This window comes from Pseudomonas sp., assembly GCF_002796985.1.
Lineage (GTDB): Bacteria > Pseudomonadota > Gammaproteobacteria > Pseudomonadales > Pseudomonadaceae > Pseudomonas.
In genome coordinates, this window is record NZ_PEKX01000009.1 from 181602 (window position 1) to 198183 (window position 16582).

Annotated in this window: 15 protein-coding genes; 9 read left to right on the top strand and 6 right to left on the bottom strand. The window is 65.3% G+C overall.

What is annotated here, in order from left to right; genetic code table 11:
- Positions 1–19 precede the first annotated feature (19 nt).
- The 3 genes from znuB to zur are packed head-to-tail and all read right to left on the bottom strand — an operon-like array spanning position 20 to position 2107.
- Positions 20–808 (bottom strand): zinc ABC transporter permease subunit ZnuB, encoded by a 789-nt coding sequence (gene znuB / locus CTR55_RS15185; RefSeq protein ID WP_017521234.1) that lies wholly within the window; start codon positions 806–808, stop codon positions 20–22.
- Positions 801–1601: a zinc ABC transporter ATP-binding protein ZnuC gene (gene znuC / locus CTR55_RS15190; protein WP_296287387.1), complete on the bottom strand. Its 801-nt coding sequence runs from the start codon at positions 1599–1601 to the stop codon at positions 801–803. The genes znuB and znuC overlap by 8 nt, the downstream gene beginning before the upstream one ends.
- Entirely contained in the window at positions 1601–2107 is a 507-nt protein-coding gene (gene zur, locus CTR55_RS15195; RefSeq protein ID WP_296287388.1) for a zinc uptake transcriptional repressor Zur, read from the bottom strand. The genes znuC and zur overlap by 1 nt, the downstream gene beginning before the upstream one ends.
- A 70-nt stretch (positions 2108–2177) precedes the next feature.
- Between zur and znuA the strand changes: the two genes are divergently transcribed.
- From znuA to CTR55_RS15210, 3 genes are all read left to right on the top strand, one after another.
- Entirely contained in the window at positions 2178–3137 is a 960-nt protein-coding gene (gene znuA / locus CTR55_RS15200; RefSeq protein WP_296287389.1) for a zinc ABC transporter substrate-binding protein ZnuA, read from the top strand.
- A 434-nt stretch (positions 3138–3571) separates the two neighbouring features.
- On the top strand, positions 3572–5779 hold the full coding sequence (locus CTR55_RS15205) for an adenosylcobalamin-dependent ribonucleoside-diphosphate reductase (RefSeq protein WP_296287390.1): 2208 nt from the start codon (positions 3572–3574) through the stop codon (positions 5777–5779).
- Between the two features lie 17 nt (positions 5780–5796).
- Positions 5797–6483 (top strand): NrdJb, encoded by a 687-nt coding sequence (locus CTR55_RS15210; protein ID WP_296287391.1) that lies wholly within the window; start codon positions 5797–5799, stop codon positions 6481–6483.
- Between the two features lie 241 nt (positions 6484–6724).
- Here the strand turns inward: CTR55_RS15210 and CTR55_RS15215 are convergent, their stop codons facing one another.
- Together CTR55_RS15215 and CTR55_RS15220 are read right to left on the bottom strand one after the other, a co-directional pair.
- Positions 6725–7675 carry a homoserine kinase gene (locus tag CTR55_RS15215; protein WP_296287392.1) on the bottom strand — a complete coding sequence of 317 codons (951 nt, stop codon included), beginning with the start codon at positions 7673–7675 and terminating at the stop codon, positions 6725–6727.
- Positions 7676–7709: 34 nt separating this feature from the next.
- A complete protein-coding gene (locus CTR55_RS15220) occupies positions 7710–7997 on the bottom strand; it encodes a DUF2782 domain-containing protein (protein ID WP_296287393.1) in 288 nt (95 codons plus the stop codon).
- A gap of 74 nt (positions 7998–8071) precedes the next feature.
- On the opposite strand from CTR55_RS15220, the gene polA reads away from it, so the two are divergent.
- Positions 8072–10822, top strand: coding sequence for a DNA polymerase I (gene polA / locus CTR55_RS15225; protein ID WP_296287394.1), 2751 nt, complete (start codon positions 8072–8074; stop codon positions 10820–10822).
- A 277-nt stretch (positions 10823–11099) separates the two neighbouring features.
- Here polA and yihA read toward each other — a convergent pair whose 3' ends face one another.
- Positions 11100–11762, bottom strand: coding sequence for a ribosome biogenesis GTP-binding protein YihA/YsxC (gene yihA / locus CTR55_RS15230; RefSeq protein WP_296287396.1), 663 nt, complete (start codon positions 11760–11762; stop codon positions 11100–11102).
- A 180-nt stretch (positions 11763–11942) separates the two neighbouring features.
- On the opposite strand from yihA, the gene CTR55_RS15235 reads away from it, so the two are divergent.
- The 5 genes from CTR55_RS15235 to CTR55_RS15255 all read left to right on the top strand — a co-directional run bounded on the left by CTR55_RS15235 (position 11943) and on the right by CTR55_RS15255 (position 16491).
- Positions 11943–12233: a c-type cytochrome gene (locus CTR55_RS15235; RefSeq protein WP_017521244.1), complete on the top strand. Its 291-nt coding sequence runs from the start codon at positions 11943–11945 to the stop codon at positions 12231–12233.
- 47 nt (positions 12234–12280) lie between these two features.
- Complete coding sequence (locus CTR55_RS15240) at positions 12281–12886, top strand: c-type cytochrome (RefSeq protein ID WP_296287397.1); 606 nt, start codon at positions 12281–12283, stop codon at positions 12884–12886.
- A 168-nt stretch (positions 12887–13054) separates the two neighbouring features.
- The gene (locus CTR55_RS15245) at positions 13055–13696 is read left to right on the top strand and encodes a thiol:disulfide interchange protein DsbA/DsbL (protein ID WP_296287398.1); all 642 of its coding nucleotides are present in this window, start codon (positions 13055–13057) and stop codon (positions 13694–13696) included.
- Positions 13697–13708: 12 nt separating this feature from the next.
- A complete protein-coding gene (locus CTR55_RS15250) occupies positions 13709–14581 on the top strand; it encodes an endonuclease/exonuclease/phosphatase family protein (RefSeq protein ID WP_296287399.1) in 873 nt (290 codons plus the stop codon).
- A complete protein-coding gene (locus tag CTR55_RS15255) occupies positions 14578–16491 on the top strand; it encodes a diguanylate cyclase (RefSeq protein ID WP_296287402.1) in 1914 nt (637 codons plus the stop codon). Before CTR55_RS15250 ends, CTR55_RS15255 begins: the two co-directional genes overlap by 4 nt.
- The last annotated feature ends 91 nt before the right edge of the window (positions 16492–16582 follow it).

Consider the following 16582-nt stretch of genomic DNA (forward strand, 5'->3'; position numbering starts at 1 on the left):
ATCAAAAAAGCGCCAAATTCTACACCGTCCGGCGCGGCAGGACAAAGCTCAGCAGGAACAGGGCCGCCGCGCTGACCACGATGGAGGGACCGGCGGGGGTGTCCTTGAACCAGGACAGCGAGAGCCCGGCGCACACCGCCACCAGGCCGATCAGACTCGCGCCGAAGGCCATTTGTTCAGGGCTGCGCGCATGCCGCTGGGCGGCGGCGGCAGGGATGATCAGCAGCGAGGTGATCAGCAGCACGCCGACGATCTTCATCGCCACGGCGATGACGATGGCGATCAATAGCATCAGCGCCAGACGGATGGCGGTCACTGGCAGGCCCTCGACCCGCGCCAGTTCCTCATGCACGGTGATCGCCAGCAGCGGTCGCCACAGCCAGCAGATCAGCCCCAGCACCAGGGCGCTGCCTGCGACTATCCACAGGAGGTCGGTCTGGCTGACGGCGAGCAGGTCGCCGAACAGATAGGCCATCAGGTCGACGCGCACTTCCTTCATGAAGCTCAGGGTCACCAGGCCCAGCGACAGGGTGCTGTGGGCGAGGATGCCGAGCAGGGTGTCGGCGGCCAGTGGCTGGCGCTGTTGCAGGGTGACCAGCAGCACGGCGAGCAGCACGCAGCCGACGGTCACCGCCAGCGTCGGGCTGACGTCCAGCAGGAAGCCGAGGGCCACGCCGAGCAGGGCAGCGTGGGACAGGGTGTCGCCGAAATAGGCCATGCGTCGCCAGACGACGAACGAACCCAGGGGCCCGGCGACTACCGCCAGGGCCAGCCCGGCGAGGAGGGCGTTGAGCAGGAAATCAGCCATGGTTGCAGTCGGGGCCGTGCTGGTGGACCGGAGTGAAGCGGGTGCCGGCGGGGAAGGCGGGTTTCACCACCTCGCCGTGCAGGTCGTGGGAATGGTCGTGGTGGTGGTGATAGACCGCCAGGCTGCGGGCGTCCTGACCGAACAGCTCGACGAAGGCCGGGTCGCCGCTGACCTGTTCCGGGTGCCCGGAGCAGCACACGTGGCGGTTCAGGCAGACCACCTTGTCGGTGGCGCTCATCACCAGGTGCAGGTCGTGGGAGACCATCAGTACGCCGCAGCCGAGGCGGTCGCGCAGGCGGCCGATCAGCCGGTACAGCTCGGCCTGGCCGGCGACGTCGACGCCCTGCACGGGCTCGTCGAGCACCAGCAGTTCCGGCTTGCGCAGCAGGGCGCGGGCCAGCAGCACGCGCTGCAGCTCGCCGCCGGAGACACTCTGCAGCGGCTTGTCGATCACATGGGTCGCGCCGACTTCCTTCAGTGCGTCGAGCGCCTGGGTGCGCTGCACGCCGGGGACCAGACGGAGGAAGCGGAACACGGTCAGCGGCAGGGTCGGGTCGACATGCAGCTTCTGCGGCATGTAGCCGATGGACAGCTTGGGCTGGCGCCAGACGCTGCCGGTGTCGGGCTTGAGCAGGCCGAGCACGCTGCGCACCAGGGTCGTCTTGCCGGCGCCGTTGGGGCCGATCAGGGTGACGATCTCGCCGGGGGCGATGGTCAGGTCGACGTTCTGCAGCACCGCCTGGCCGGCGTAGCTGACGCCGACACCTTGCAGGCGAATCAGGGCGTCGCTCATCACGCCTCCCGCTGGCCGGGGGCGCAAGCGCCGCAGAGGCCGACCACTTCGACGGTCTGGGTCTCCACGGCGAAGCCAACGCCCTTGGCGCCGGTGACGATGGCCTCGCTGATGGCGGGCTGTTCCAGCTCGATGGCGGTGTGGCAGGCGCGGCAGATCAGGAATTGGCCTTCATGGGCGTGTTCCGGGTGGGCGCAGCCAATGAAGGCGTTGAGCGAGGCGATGCGGTGCACCAGACCGTTGTCCTGGAGAAAGTCCAGGGCGCGGTAGACCGTTGGCGGCGCCGCCTTGCGGCCGTCTTCCTCGCTCAGCACGGCGAGGATGTCGTAGGCGCCCAGCGGCTTGTGGCTCGCCCAGACCAGCTCCAGCACGCGCCGGCGCAGCTCGGTCAGGCGCACGCCCTGGCGCGCGCACAACGCATCGGCGTCGGCCAGGGCGCTGGCCACGCAGTTGGCGTGGTCGTGCGGACGGCAGGCGAGGGGAGTCTTGGGGGCGATCTTGTACATGCGCGGCGACGCTCGGGTTCAGAGACGTTATTATATTACTCTTTCATGTCTCCCCTGTGTGAGTGCCGCCGTGTCCTTCCGTCCCGTCGCCCTGCTGACCGCTGCTTGCGCGCTGCTGCTCAGCTTTCCCGCAAGTGCCGAGGTCAGCGTGCTGACCAGCATCAAGCCGCTGCAACTGATCGCCGCCGCCATCCAGGATGGCGAAGGCACGCCGGACGTGCTGCTGCCGCCGGGCGCCTCGCCGCACAGCTACTCGCTGCGCCCCTCCGACATCCGCCGCGTGCGCGACGCGCAGTTGTTCTACTGGGTCGGCCCGGACCTGGAGAACTTCCTGCCCAGGGTGCTGGAAAGCCGCAAGGGCCCGAGCGTGGCCGTGCAGGACCAGGCCGGCATGCACCTGCGCAAGTTCGCCGACTTCAGCGAGTCGAACCACCCTGCTCACGATGAAGAGCACGATGATCATGACGCTGACCATGACGACCTCGGTCATGACCATGACCACCGTCCGGGCATGATCGATGCGCACCTCTGGCTGCTGCCGGCCAACGCCCAGGTGATCGCCGCACGCATGGCCGAGGACCTGGCCATCGCCGACCCGGCCAATGCCAGCCGTTACCAAGCCAACCTGAAGGCCTTCGACGAGCGCATGGAAACCCTCGACGCCCGCCTGAAACAGCGCATCGATCCGCTCAAGGGCAAGCCGTTCTTCGTTTTCCACGAGGCCTTCGACTACTTCGAAGAGGCCTATGGCCTGCGCCACGCCGGGGTGTTTGCAGTCTCCGCCGACGTGCAGCCGGGCGCCCGCCATGTGGCCGCCATGCGCACGCAACTGCAGAAGGCTGGCCCGTCCTGCATCTTCAGCGAGCCGCCGATCCGCCCGCGCCTGGCCGACACCCTGAGCCAGGGCCTGCCGGTGCGCCTGGCCGAGCTGGATGACCTGGGTGTGGGAGTTAAGGTGGATGCCCAGGGCTATGAAAACCTGCTGGGCAACCTGGCGGATGAGTTCGCGGGGTGTCTGGAGAAGCTCTGAGTCGAGCTCGAGCTGCTGCCGGAGTTTCCCGATCGCAGGGCGAATAACGCCTCGGGCGTTATCCGCCGATGGGCTGCGGATGGCGGATAAAGCGTTCCGCCTTATGCGCCCTACGTTGCTGCTTTTCGTAGGAGCGAGCTTGCTCGCGAATCAGGGCGACCTGATGCTCCGCTGCAAGGCGGGTTCGCGAGCAAGCTCGCTCCTACAAGGTTCGATGCTTGCGTGATGCATCGAGCGCTCAGGGTAATCGCTTCTGCCGCGCCCGATCGCCGCACCCTCCCTGCCTGAAATTTCCCGCACTTTCCTCCCCTGATTCCCCGCCAATCGTCGGCTTTTCGCCTCTTTGACGGCGTTCGCCGTTCAATTGTCTATGGTGTCTAGTCGGGGTTGCCTGGCACAAGATATTGATGGCGATCAGGAATCTATGTCTATATATGGGGTCTACTCGCGCTCCTTTTGCGCTCGCCCCCAACCGACAGGAGGTTATTTCTCGGATGGCCAAGACCGATGCGCGCCCTCGCGGCGCCGACCAAGGAGTTCTCGCCCTGCAGCCTGCCTCGCAGGACATCTGGGACAGCAAGTACCGCTTGAAGCACAAGAGCGGCAAACCCATCGATGGCAGCGTCGACGAGACCTGGCAGCGCGTGGCCCGCGCCCTGGCCGATGTCGAGGCCGACAAGGCGCTGCGCGAGCATTGGTACGAGCGCTTCCTCTGGGCCCTGCGCAATGGCGCCATCCCGGCCGGGCGGATCATCTCCAACGCCGGTGCCCAGGGGCACAAACCGGCCACCTCGACCATCAACTGCACCGTGTCGGGGATCATCCGTGACTCCATGGACGACATCCTGGAGAAGGTCCACGAGGCCGGGCTGACGCTCAAGGCCGGCTGCGGTATCGGTTACGAATTCAGCACCCTGCGCCCGCGCGGCGCCTACGTCTCCGGCGCCGGCGCGCACACGAGCGGGCCGCTGTCGTTCATGGATATCTACGACAAGATGTGCTTCACCGTCAGCTCCGCCGGGGGGCGGCGCGGCGCGCAGATGGGCACCTTCGACGTCAGCCATCCGGACGTGCGCGAGTTCATCCGCGCCAAGCGCGAAGACGGCCGCCTGCGCCAGTTCAACCTCAGCCTGCTGATCACCGACGGCTTCATGAATGCGGTGGAGGACGACGAAGACTGGCCGCTGGTGTTCCCGATCCACCAGAAGGAGCGCGACGAGGTCGACCTGAAGAATGCTGAGGAAGTGGTCTGGCGCGACTGGCCGCTGCACGACGAGTACCTGATGGGCGACGATGGCCGCGTGGCCTGCAAGGTCTATGGGCGGGTCAAGGCGCGGCACCTGTGGGACATGATCATGGTCTCCACCTACGACTACGCCGAACCGGGCTTCATCCTGATCGACCGGGTCAACGAGATGAACAACAACTGGTGGTGCGAGGCCATTCGCGCCACCAACCCCTGCGGCGAGCAGCCGCTGCCGCCCTATGGCTCCTGCCTGCTGGGCTCGGTGAACCTGACCACCTTCGTGATCGATGCATTCGGCGGCAACGCGCGCTTCGACTGGGAGCGCTACCGCGAAGTGGTCCGCGTGTTCACCCGCATGCTCGACAACGTCGTGGAGATCAACGGCTTGCCGCTGGAACAGCAGCGTGCGGAAATTCTCGGCAAGCGCCGCCATGGCATGGGTTTCCTCGGCCTGGGCTCGGCGCTGACCCTGCTCAAGCTGCGCTACGGCAGCCCGGAAGCGTGCGTGTTCACTGAGGAAGTGGCGCGCGAGATGGCTCTGGTCGGTTGGGAAGTAGCGCTGGAACTGTCCCGCGAGAAAGGCCCGGCGCCGGCGCTGGTGAAGGAATACGAAGTCACCGCGCAGATGCTGCGCAAGCGCCCGGAAATGAAGGCCGATGGCCTCAAGGTTGGTGACAAGGTGGCGGGCCGCGTGCTCCACGCCAAGTACTCGCGCTATATGCAGCGCGTTGCCGAGCACGCACCGCAGCTGATCGAGGAGCTCGCCAAGCACGGCGCGCGCTTCACCCACCACAGCTCCATCGCGCCCACCGGCACCATCAGCCTGAGCCTGGCGAACAATGCCTCCAACGGCATCGAGCCGAGCTTCGCTCACCACTACTCGCGCAACGTCATTCGTCCGAGTCGCAAGACCAAGGAGAAGATTTCGGTCTTCAGCTACGAGCTGCTGGCCTACCGCGACCAGGTGGACAACCACGCCGTGCCCGGCGCCGAGGAAGAGAAGCACCGCCTGCCGGACTACTTCATCACCGCCGACGACATCACCCCGCAGCAGCATGTGGACATCCAGGCCGCCGCGCAGAAGTGGATCGACTCGTCGATCTCCAAGACCGCCAACGTCCCCACCGACTACCCGTTCGAGGACTTCAAGGACATCTACCGCTACGCCTGGCGTCAGGGGCTGAAGGGCTGCACCACCTTCCGCTTCAATCCGGCGGCCTTCCAGGGCGTACTGGTGAAGGAGTCGGACCTGGAGAAGACGCTGTACCGCTTCGAGCTGGAAGACGGTAGCGTGGTGGAGCTCAAGGGCAACGAGGAAGTGGAGTACGACGGCGAGATCCATAGCGCCGCCAACCTCTTCGACGCCCTGAAAGAAGGCTATTACGGCAAGTACTGATGCCCCTGGAGAATGCTATGAGCGTCAAGATCAATCAGAAGATCAAAGGTTTCCAGGTGGTGGACGTGGCCGAGGAGAAGGCCCGCAGCGAAGCCGCTGCAGAAGCTGCCGTGGTGAAGATGGATGAAACCCTGCAGCGGCCGGAGCTGCTGGTCGGCGCGACCTACAAGATCAAGTCGCCGCTGTTCGAGCACGCGCTGTACGTGACCATCAACGACGTGGTGCTCAACCCGGACACCCCGTACGAGCAGCGCCGGCCCTTCGAGATCTTCATCAATTCGAAGAACATGGACCACTTCCAGTGGATCGTTGCACTCACCCGAATCATGTCCGCGGTGTTCCGCAAGGGCGGCGACTGCACCTTCATGGTGGAAGAGATGAAGGCGGTGTTCGACCCGCGCGGCGGCTACCTCAAGCGCGGCGGCATCTATATGCCGTCGATCGTCGCCGAGATCGGCGCTGTGATCGAGCGCCACCTGGTCGCCATCGGCCTGATGGAAGGCCCACAGCTGGACGAGGAACAGCGCCTGTACCTCGCCGAAAAGCGCGCCGCCTACGAGGCTGCCCAGGGCACCAACAAGGCCGAGCCTGGCGAAGGCTTCCCCGCCGGCGCGCAGCTGTGCGGCAAGTGCAACACCATGGCCGTGGTGCAGATGGATGGCTGCGCGACCTGCCTGAACTGCGGACATTCGAAATGTGGGTGAGCCCGCTCAAAACGCATGCGTTTTGAAGGGCGAACGACTGGCCATGGATGGCCAGGCCGGGGTTGCGCTTGAGCAGAGGAGTAACGGCAGGGATGCCAGCACCGAACTAGATCCTCACTCCCAAACGCTTCACGCCGGATTGCTCTTCGTAGGAGCGAGCTTGCTCGCGAACAGACCCGCTGCGTGGCCCGTTCGCGAGCAAGCTCGTTCCTACAAGTCCTGCTTCGCGATCAAATCCGCGTTACAGCGCAAACGGCAAATGAATCCCCACCGTCTGCCGCTGCGCCAGGCGTCGTTCAAACTCTTCCGGGTCATGAATCAGCACGTCCTGCCCGGCAAACGCCTTGGCGGCGATCAACCGCGACAGCCAGAAGCGCACGCAAGCCACCCGCAGCATCTCCGGCCACAGCTCCGCTTCCAGCGCGGTGAACGGCCGCTTGGCCGCATAGGCCGCCAGCAGGGCGCGCGCGCGCGTGCCGTCGAGGGCGCCGTCGTCGCTGGAGCACCAGTCGTTCACGGTGATCGCCAGGTCGTAGAGCATCCAGCCCGAGCTGGCGTTGTAGAAGTCGATCACCCCCGCCAGGTGCGGGCCGTCGAACAGCACGTTGTCGCGGAACAGGTCGGCGTGCAGGTTGGCGCGCGGCAGCGCCGGTTGTTCGGCGAGCAGGCGGGCGATCTCCTCCAGCGCATCGCCCAGCAGGGTCGCGGCGTTGCCTGACAGGTGCGACTGCATTGCCTCGCCTTCGTGCAGCATCCAGCTCAGCCCGCGGTCGCTGGGGCGCTCGATGATCCGCTCGCGAGTGGCCAGGTGCAGGTGCGCCAGCAGGTTGCCGACCTCCTTGCAGTGATGGTTGTTCGGCGTGCGCTCGTGGCGGCCGGCCAGGCGCGGTTGCAGCAGCGCCGGCTTGCCTTCGAGCTGGCGCAGCGCCTCGCCATCCTTGGTGCGCAGGGCGTAAGGCACCGGCAGGTCGGCTTCGTGCAGCACGTCGAGCAGTTCGATGAAGAACGGCATCTCCTGCACCGGGCCGCGCTCCACCAGGGTCAGGACGAATTCGCCCTGCTCCAGGCTGACGAAGAAGTTGCTGTTCTCCGAGCCTTCCGCGATACCGCGGAAGTCCCGCAGGCGGCCAAGGCCGTAGGGGGCGAGGAAGTCTTCCAGGACCGGACGTTCCAGAGGCGTGAATACCGACATGCTCAATCCTCTGGAGCGTCGTGGGCGGGAGGGTTTACCAGCTGAAGATCTGCCACTGCGGAATCAGCTTGTCGGGCTGGTCCGAGCGGATGAAGTTGCCGTCGCTGCCGTCCTGGCGCACCAGGAAGTACGGCTTGCCATGCTTGGGGATGACCTTGATGGCGTAGAGGAACCCGTTCACGCGGTATTCCTGGACGGTCTTGTCGCCCTCCTGGCGGATGGTCACATCCGGCTCCGGCGTCGGGGCATCGTCCGCGGCCAGGACGGTGGTCGCGCCAAGACCCAGCAGAGCGGCGAGCAACAGGCGGTTCAACGTACGCATGATAACCTTGTCCCTTTGTCGAATTGGCTACGGACATTTTAGCCCGAGCCCTTCTGAAAAGGTTGATTCCCCTCATGAGCCAAGCACCCCTCGTCCTCGTGGACGGCTCGTCCTATCTGTATCGCGCCTTCCATGCCCTGCCGCCGCTGATGACCTCCAGCGGCTTGCCGACCGGTGCGGTGAAGGGCGTGCTGAACATGCTCAAGAGCTTGCGCAAGCAGTATCCGGACAGCCCTTTCGCGGTGGTCTTCGATGCCAAGGGCGGGACCTTCCGCGATGAGATGTTTGCCGAATACAAGGCCAATCGCCCCTCGATGCCGGACGACCTGCGAGTGCAGGTGGAGCCGCTGCACGCCACCGTGCGCGCCCTCGGCCTGCCACTGCTTTGCGTGGAAGGCGTGGAAGCCGATGACGTGATCGGCACCCTGGCCCGACAGAGCGCGGCCGGCGGCCGGGCGGTGGTGATCTCCACCGGCGACAAGGACATGGCACAGCTGGTCGACGGGCACATTACGCTGGTCAACACCATGACCGGTAGCACGCTCGACGTGGATGGCGTGAAGGAGAAATTCGGTGTCGGTCCTGAGCTCATCATCGATTATCTGGCGCTGATGGGTGACAAGGTCGACAACATCCCCGGCGTACCCGGTGTCGGCGAAAAGACCGCGCTTGGCCTGCTCACCGGCGTGGGTGGTGGCCTGGATGTGCTTTACGCCAGCCTGAACAAGGTGCCCGAACTGCCGATCCGCGGCGCCAAGGGCCTGCCGGCCAAGCTCGAAGAGCACAAGGACATGGCCTACCTGTCCTACAAGCTCGCCACCATCAAGTGCGATGTCGAACTGAACATCGAGATCGATGCCCTGCACCCCGGCGAACCGGACCGTGAGGCCCTGGCCGAGCTGTATCGCACCCTGGAGTTCAAGACCGGGCTGGATGATCTGCAACGCCAGGCGGCCAAGGCTGGAACCCCCCAGCTAGCGCTGGAAGAGGCCCCCGCTGCCACAGCGGAGAAGCTCTACGAGACCGTCCTGGAGCAACCTCAGTTCGACGCCTGGCTAAAGAAGCTGGAAGCTGCCGAGCTGATCGCCTTCGACACCGAGACCACCAGCCTCGACCCACAGCAGGCGCAGGTGGTGGGTGTGTCCTTCGCGGTCAAGGAAGGCGAAGCCGCCTACGTACCGCTGGCCCACAGTTATATGGGCGTGCCGGCGCAGTTGGACCGCGACGCCGTGCTCAAGGCTCTCAAGCCGCTGCTGGAAGACCCGAAGAAACGCAAGATCGGTCAGCACGCCAAGTACGACATGAACGTCCTGGCCAACGCCTCGACGCCCATCGCCGTGCAGGGCATCGCCTTCGACACCATGCTCGAATCCTACGTGCTGGACTCCACCGCGACCCGTCATGACATGGACAGCCTGGCGCTGAAGTACCTCGGCCACAGCACCATCCGTTATGAAGACATCGCCGGCAAGGGCGCCAAGCAGCTGACCTTCGACCAGATCGCCCTGGAGCAGGCCGGCCCCTACGCCGCCGAAGATGCCGACGTGACCCTGCGCCTGCACCAGACCCTGTGGCAGAAGCTGGAAGCCATCCCGTCGCTGGCGAAAGTCCTGACCGAAATCGAGATGCCGCTGGTGCCGGTGCTGGCGCGCATCGAGCGCAACGGCGCGCTGGTCGACGCCAACCTGCTGGGCAAGCAGAGTGTCGAGCTGGGCGAGAAGATGGTCGGCCTGGAGCGCCAGGCGTACGACCTGGCAGGCCAGGAGTTCAACCTTGGCTCGCCCAAGCAGCTGGGCGCCATCCTCTATGAAAAGCTCGGCCTGCCGATTCTCTCCAAGACCGCCACCGGCCAGCCATCCACCGCCGAGAATGTCCTCGCCGAGCTGGCCGAGCAGGATTACGAGCTGCCCAAGGTGATCATGCAGTACCGCTCCATGAGCAAGCTCAAGAGCACCTACACCGACAAGCTGCCGGAGCAGATCAATCCACGCACCGGGCGGATCCACACCAGCTACCACCAGGCGGTGGCGGCGACCGGCCGGCTGTCTTCCAGCGACCCGAACCTGCAGAACATCCCGATCCGCACCGCCGAGGGTCGGCGCATCCGCCAGGCCTTCGTCGCGGCCAAGGGCTACAAGCTGCTGGCGGCGGACTACTCGCAGATCGAACTGCGCATCATGGCCCACCTGGCCAAGGACGAAGGCCTGCTGGATGCTTTCCGTCACGACCGCGACGTACACCGCGCCACTGCCGCCGAAGTCTTCGGCGTGCCGCTGGATGAAGTCACCTCCGACCAGCGCCGCAGCGCCAAGGCGATCAACTTCGGCCTGATCTACGGCATGAGCGCCTTCGGCCTGGCCAAGCAGATCGGCGTCGAGCGCAAGGAAGCCCAGGCCTACATCGACCGTTACTTCGCCCGCTACCCCGGCGTGCTGGCCTATATGGAGCGCACTCGCGCCCAGGCCGCCGAGCAGGGCTTCGTCGAGACGCTGTTCGGCCGGCGCCTGTACCTGCCGGAAATCGCCTCTAAGAACGGCGCCATGCGCAAGGCTGCCGAGCGCACCGCGATCAACGCACCGATGCAGGGCACGGCCGCGGACATCATGAAGCGCGCGATGGTGGCTGTGGATAACTGGCTGCAGGAGAGCGGCATCGATGCCCGCGTCATCCTCCAGGTACACGACGAACTGGTGCTGGAAGTGCGCGAAGACCTGGTCGATCAGGTCCGTGATGGCATTCGCCCGCTGATGAGCGGCGCGGCGGAACTGGACGTACCGCTGGTCGTCGAAGCCGGTGTGGGGGCGAACTGGGACGAGGCTCACTGACGACTGGACGAACGGTCACAAGGCCCGCCAGTCGGGCCTTCTGGTGCGATTGTTCAGGCGCTTTCGGACCCGCCTGAAAAAAACTTTCATGACCCGCTGAACTTTCCCGCGAAGAGCCGAGTCAGAACTCGTGAATGGCTGGTGAAGCCCTTCGATGCTCCTTTGCAGTGTTTAGTGTTGGCAGATTACTGGACCCCGCCCTAGCGGTCCGGACTTAAACCCCGAACTTCCCCCTCCCCATACGAAGCTCGGGGTTTTTTTTGCCTGCGATTTGGCCTCAGGCCTCCTCGCCGGCCTCCTCTTCTTCCTCATCCAGCAGACCCAGCCAGGCAGCCAGGACCAGCTGTGCCTCTTCCACGCCCTGGCGCTTGGGGGCGGAGAACAGCTGCAGGGTGGCGACATCGCCCCAGCCATCGAGGATTTCCTTGCGGGTCTTGAGCAGCGCGTTCTTCGCCGCGCCGTAGGCCAGCTTGTCGGCCTTGGTCAGCAGCACGTGGATCGGCAACTGGCTGGCCTGGGCCCAGTCGAGCATCAGGCGGTCGAAATCGGTCAGCGGATGGCGGATATCCATCATCAGCATCACGCCGGCTAGCGCATTGCGGCTGGAGAGATAAGCTTCCAGGTGCTGCTGCCAGTGCAGCTTCAGCGGAATCGGCACCTTGGCGTAGCCATAACCGGGGAGGTCGACCAGGCGGCGCTCGTCATCCAGGCGGAAGAAGTTCAGCAACTGGGTGCGGCCGGGGGTCTTGGAAGTTCGCGCCAGGCTGGCGTGAGTCAGCGCGTTCAGCGCGCTGGACTTGCCCGCGTTGGAGCGGCCGGCGAAGGCGACTTCCAGGCCGGAATCTTCCGGGCACTGGTTCACCTTGGCGGCGGAAATGAGGAAGGTGGCCTGCTGGCAGAGGCCGAGAATCGGGTTTTTCGTAGCGTTCTTCGAGGACATGGGTAACTTCGCAGCGGGTGCGACGCGGTGTCGCGGGGGGCGGTTTCGTTTCCGTTTAGGCATTGGAAGTATATAATGCCGCGGATTTTGTGTGCGCTTTATCCCCCAGGGTCGAGCCACACGGGAACGTTGAAGTCCGCGCAAACAAGAACGTGGATGTTCCCTGCGATGAGGACAATCATGAAGAAATTGCTGTTCGCAGCCATCGTTGCCGCGCTGGCATCCAGCGCCTTGGCGGCCCAGGATCCGGAAGCCGTGTTCAACAGAGCCTGTGGCGCCTGCCACAATGGTCAGTTGCCGATGGCGCCGAAGAAGGGCGACGCCGCCGCCTGGAAGCCACGCCTGGACAAGGGCATGGACACGCTGGTGCAACACGTGACCAACGGTTTCAACGCGATGCCGCCTCGCGGCCTGTGCACCGACTGCAGCGCCGAGGATTACCAGACAATTATCCAGTGGATGTCGAAGTAACTTCTCAGGCCTTACTCTTTCACCCTTAGCCGTTATTGGATTAGCTGATGAACAAATTGATCGTGAGTCTGCTGTTGACCCTGGGTCTTGTCGGTGTGGCGAACGCCGCTGGCGATGCCAAGGCCGGTCAGGCGAAAGCTGCTGTCTGTGGTGCCTGCCACGGTGCCGATGGCAACAGCATGGCGCCCAACTTCCCGAAACTGGCCGGGCAGGGTGAGCGTTACCTGCTCAAGCAGATGCACGACATCAAGGATGGCAAGCGCACCGTTCTGGAAATGACCGGCCTGCTGACCAACCTCAGCGACGAAGACCTGGCCGACATCGCCGCCTACTTCTCCAGCCAGAACCCGAGCGTCGGCGCCGCCGATCCCAAGTTGGTCGCCCAGGGCGAAGCCCTGTTCCGCGGCGGCAAGCTCGCCGAAGGCATGCCGGCCTGCACCGGTTGCCACAACCCCGCAGGCCAGGGCAACGCTGAAGCCGGTTTCCCGCACCTGGGTGGCCAGCACGCGGCCTACACCGCCAAGCAGCTGACCGCCTTCCGCGAAGGCGAGCGCACCAACGACGGCGACGCCATGATCATGCGCAGCATCGCCGCCAAGCTGTCCAACAAGGACATCGCTGCGGTCTCCAGCTACATCGAAGGTCTGCACTAAGCACACCTGCGCTGGCGGAAACGCCAGGTCAAAAAAAGGGTGGCTTCGGCCACCCTTTTTTGCATCCGCCGCCACTACAATGCTGGAACCGCGTCTAGCCCCTCCGGTCAAACCGCTTTATCCCGCCACGCCCGAGCGCGGCGGTTCCGCTCAGCCAAGGAGTGAACCATGCGTAACCTGATTTTCACCGCCGCGCTTGCCTTCGCCGGCCTGTTCGCCCTCAACGCGAATGCCGCCGAGTTCGAAACTGGCAAGAACTACACCGAGCTGAACCAGGCCGTCCCAGTCTCCCAGCCCGGCAAGATCGAGGTGGTGGAGCTGTTCTGGTACGGTTGCCCGCACTGCTATGCCTTTGAACCGACCATCAACCCGTGGGTCGAGAAACTCCCCGCCGACGTGCACTTCGTGCGTATCCCGGCCATGTTCGGCGGCGCGTGGAACATCCACGGCCAGCTGTTCCTGACCCTGGAATCCATGGGCGTGGAGAACAAGGTGCACCACGCGATCTTCGAGAAGCTGCACAACAGCCCGAAGGCGCTGACCACCCCGGAAGAAATGGCTGACTTCGTCGCCGAGCAGGGTGTCGACAAGGGCAAGTTCCTCAGCACCTACAACTCCTTCGCCATCAAGGGCCAGGTCGAGAAGGCCAAGAAGCTGGCGATGGCCTACCAGATCAGCGGCGTACCGACCCTGGTCGTCAACGGCAAGTACCGCTTCGACATCGGTTCGGCCGGCGGCCCGGACGAGGCGCTGCAGCTGGCTGACCAGCTGATCGCCAAGGAGCGCGCCTCCGCCAAGGCCGCTCAGTAAGGACCGACGACGATGCTGCGCCGGCGGACTCGTGATCGCGTCGCGGGGGCCTGCGTCCCACGGGTGAATGCTGCCCAGGGGACATCCGCCTGCCTGCCCGACGACGGCCGGCTCCGCCTGCTCAGCTTCAACATCCAGGTCGGCATCAGTACCGAAAGGTACCGCCACTACCTGACCCGCGGCTGGCAGCATCTGCTGCCGGCCGCCGGGCGCGCTACCAACCTGCAGCGCATCGGCGAGCTGCTCCACGATTACGACGTGGTCGCCCTGCAGGAGGCCGACGGCGGCAGTATCCGTTCCGGCAACATCAACCAGGTCGAACACCTGGCTCAGCTTGGTGCCTTCCCCTACTGGTACCAGCAGCTCAACCGCAATCTCGGGCGCCTTGCCCAGCACAGCAACGGCCTGCTCAGCCGCCTGCAGCCCACCGCCCTGGAGGACCACCCGCTGCCCGGCCCGCCCGGACGCGGTGCGATCCTCATGCGCTTCGGTGAAGGCAAGGATGCGCTGGCCGTGGTGATGATGCACCTGGCTCTTGGCGCGCGGACCCGTACCCGCCAGCTCGCCTACATTCGCGAGCTGTTGCAGGACTATCGCCACCATGTGCTGATGGGCGACATGAACACCCATGCCACCGACCTGCTGGAAAGCTCGCCGCTGCGCGACCTCCAGCTCATCGCCCCGCAGGTCGAGGCCACCTTCCCCAGCTGGCGCCCGCAGCGCTGCCTGGACCACATCCTGCTCAGTTCCGAGCTGGCGCTGGAACGCGTCAGTGTCCTCCCGCACCCGATTTCCGACCACCTGCCCGTGGCCGTGGAAATCCGCCTGCCGGATGCCCTGCGTTCGTCCTCGTCGCTCGCCTTGCGCGGCGAGGCCCCTGAATGAGTCGCGACGACGACCAACGCTGGAAACAGAAGTACCTGGACAATCTCGAGCAGCAGGAAAAGCTCGAGCGCCGCTGGGATGCCCGCCTCGACCTGCTGCGTCGCGGCCTGGTGCGCAGCAGCCTGGCCGCCGAAGGCAGCGACAAGGCGGTAGACGCCTGCATGAAGGAGCTGCGCGAGGTGCTGCGCCGCGACGAGATGGACGCCGGCCTGTCGCGGCTGATTCCGCAGCTGGAGAAGGCTGTGCTCGACTCCGAGCAGCGCCGCCAGCAGCGCATCGAGCAGAACATCGCCGCCCTCAGCCAGTTGTCCCAGCAATTGCTGTCGGTGGAGATGCCGGGTGACGTGCGCAAGCCGCTCAAGCGCCTGGCCAAGGACATTCCCAGCCGCGCCAGCAGTTCCCGCGAGCTGCCGGTGCTGCTCAGCGAACTGAGCCGCCTGCAGCGCCAGGTGCTGGAACACTTCGGTGACGGTTCGGCGGAGCAGCGCCCCGGTTTCCTGCAACGGCTGTTTGGCGGCCGCGACAGCGATTCGGCGGAAATACCGGAGTCGGCGCCTGCCACACCTGTCGTCGCACCAGAGCACGTACCCATCGCTGAAGCCGCGGTGGATACGCCGCCGCTCACCAACCCCCAGCCCGCAGCACCGCCCCTTGTTCCTGTCGAGGCGGCTGTCGCGGAAGCCGTCGCCGAGCCGGTCATTGCCCAGGCCGAAGCAATCACCCAGACGCCTGTAGCGGAACCTGTCGGCCGCGACGAGGCTGCGCTGCTCGACAGCCTGCCGGTGCCGCCGGGCCTGTTCGGTACGCCGGAAGAGGCGCGCCAGGCCAGCGACCCCTACGCCCTGCCGCCACGCCCGGAGCCTGGCTACAGCGCCGTGGCGCCGCACATCGAGGCCAGCCTGCTGCACCTGCTGGACGAGATGCATCTGCCACTCGCGCAGCAGCCCCAGGCCGAGGCGCTACGCTCGCGCATTCACGGCAGCCTCAACTGGTACGAGCTGGTGCCAGTGCTGGACGACCTGGGGGTGCTGGTGCTGTCGCTCAACGACAGCGGCCAGCGAGAGTTCGAAGGCTACCTGCATCAGCTCAATGATCGTCTGGCCGCTTTCCTCGATGGACTGCAAGCCGTGCAGGAGAACCACAGCGGCTCCAGTTCCAGTGCCCGCGACCTGGACGACACTCTGCGCGAACAGGTCAGCGGCCTGAAGGAAAGCGTGCTGGAGGCCACCGACCTGGAAGGCCTCAAGCGCAACGTGGAATCCCGCTTGCAAGGTCTGGTGGGCACCATGGACCGCTTCCGCGAGGAGCGCGAGGTCCGTGAGCGCGAAGTGGGCGAACGCATCCAGTCGCTGGTAACGCGCGTTTCCAGCATGGAAGAGGAGGCCCGGACCTTCCAGGCCAACATCGAGGACCAGCGCCAGAAAGCAATGACCGACGCCCTGACCGGCCTGCCCAACCGCGCCGCCCTGAGCGAACGCCTGGATCTGGAAGTCTCGCGCTGGCAGCGCTACGGCGGCGACCTGCTGTTGGCGGTGCTGGATGTCGACCACTTCAAGCGCATCAACGACGACTTCGGCCACCTGGCCGGAGACAAGGTGCTGAAGATCATCGCCAACGAACTGGCCAAGCGCGTGCGCAAGACCGACTTCATCGCCCGCTACGGTGGCGAGGAGTTCGTCGTGCTGCTGCCGGCCACGCCACTGGAGGGCGGGCAGCAGTTGCTCGATGTATTGCGTGGCGCCATCGAGGCTTGCCCGTTCCACTTCAAGGGTGAGCGCCTGAGCATCACTTGCTCGGCGGGCCTCACGGCCTTCCGCGAAGGCGAGCGCGCCGACAGCGTTTTCGAGCGTGCCGACCAGGCGCTGTACCGTGCCAAGCGCGGTGGGCGTAACCGCCTCGAAGTCGACTGAAGCGACGGCTCTTGTAGGAGCGAGCTTGCTCGCGAACCCCGCCGTTGCCGGTGATCATCGCGGACGGAGTCCGCTCCTACGGGGCATGCAG

Bases quoted from the DNA above. Each gene is read 5' to 3' on its own strand.
- znuB (WP_017521234.1), bottom strand. From the start codon at position 808: ATGGCTGATTTCCTGCTCAACGCCCTCCTCGCCGGGCTGGCCCTGGCG.
- znuC (WP_296287387.1), bottom strand. From the start codon at position 1,601: ATGAGCGACGCCCTGATTCGCCTGCAAGGTGTCGGCGTCAGCTACGCC.
- zur (WP_296287388.1), bottom strand. From the start codon at position 2,107: ATGTACAAGATCGCCCCCAAGACTCCCCTCGCCTGCCGTCCGCACGAC.
- CTR55_RS15205 (WP_296287390.1), top strand. From the start codon at position 3,572: ATGGGGTCTACTCGCGCTCCTTTTGCGCTCGCCCCCAACCGACAGGAG.
- CTR55_RS15210 (WP_296287391.1), top strand. From the start codon at position 5,797: ATGAGCGTCAAGATCAATCAGAAGATCAAAGGTTTCCAGGTGGTGGAC.
- CTR55_RS15215 (WP_296287392.1), bottom strand. From the start codon at position 7,675: ATGTCGGTATTCACGCCTCTGGAACGTCCGGTCCTGGAAGACTTCCTC.
- CTR55_RS15220 (WP_296287393.1), bottom strand. From the start codon at position 7,997: ATGCGTACGTTGAACCGCCTGTTGCTCGCCGCTCTGCTGGGTCTTGGC.
- polA (WP_296287394.1), top strand. From the start codon at position 8,072: ATGAGCCAAGCACCCCTCGTCCTCGTGGACGGCTCGTCCTATCTGTAT.
- yihA (WP_296287396.1), bottom strand. From the start codon at position 11,762: ATGTCCTCGAAGAACGCTACGAAAAACCCGATTCTCGGCCTCTGCCAG.
- CTR55_RS15235 (WP_017521244.1), top strand. From the start codon at position 11,943: ATGAAGAAATTGCTGTTCGCAGCCATCGTTGCCGCGCTGGCATCCAGC.
- CTR55_RS15240 (WP_296287397.1), top strand. From the start codon at position 12,281: ATGAACAAATTGATCGTGAGTCTGCTGTTGACCCTGGGTCTTGTCGGT.
- CTR55_RS15245 (WP_296287398.1), top strand. From the start codon at position 13,055: ATGCGTAACCTGATTTTCACCGCCGCGCTTGCCTTCGCCGGCCTGTTC.
- CTR55_RS15250 (WP_296287399.1), top strand. From the start codon at position 13,709: ATGCTGCGCCGGCGGACTCGTGATCGCGTCGCGGGGGCCTGCGTCCCA.
- CTR55_RS15255 (WP_296287402.1), top strand. From the start codon at position 14,578: ATGAGTCGCGACGACGACCAACGCTGGAAACAGAAGTACCTGGACAAT.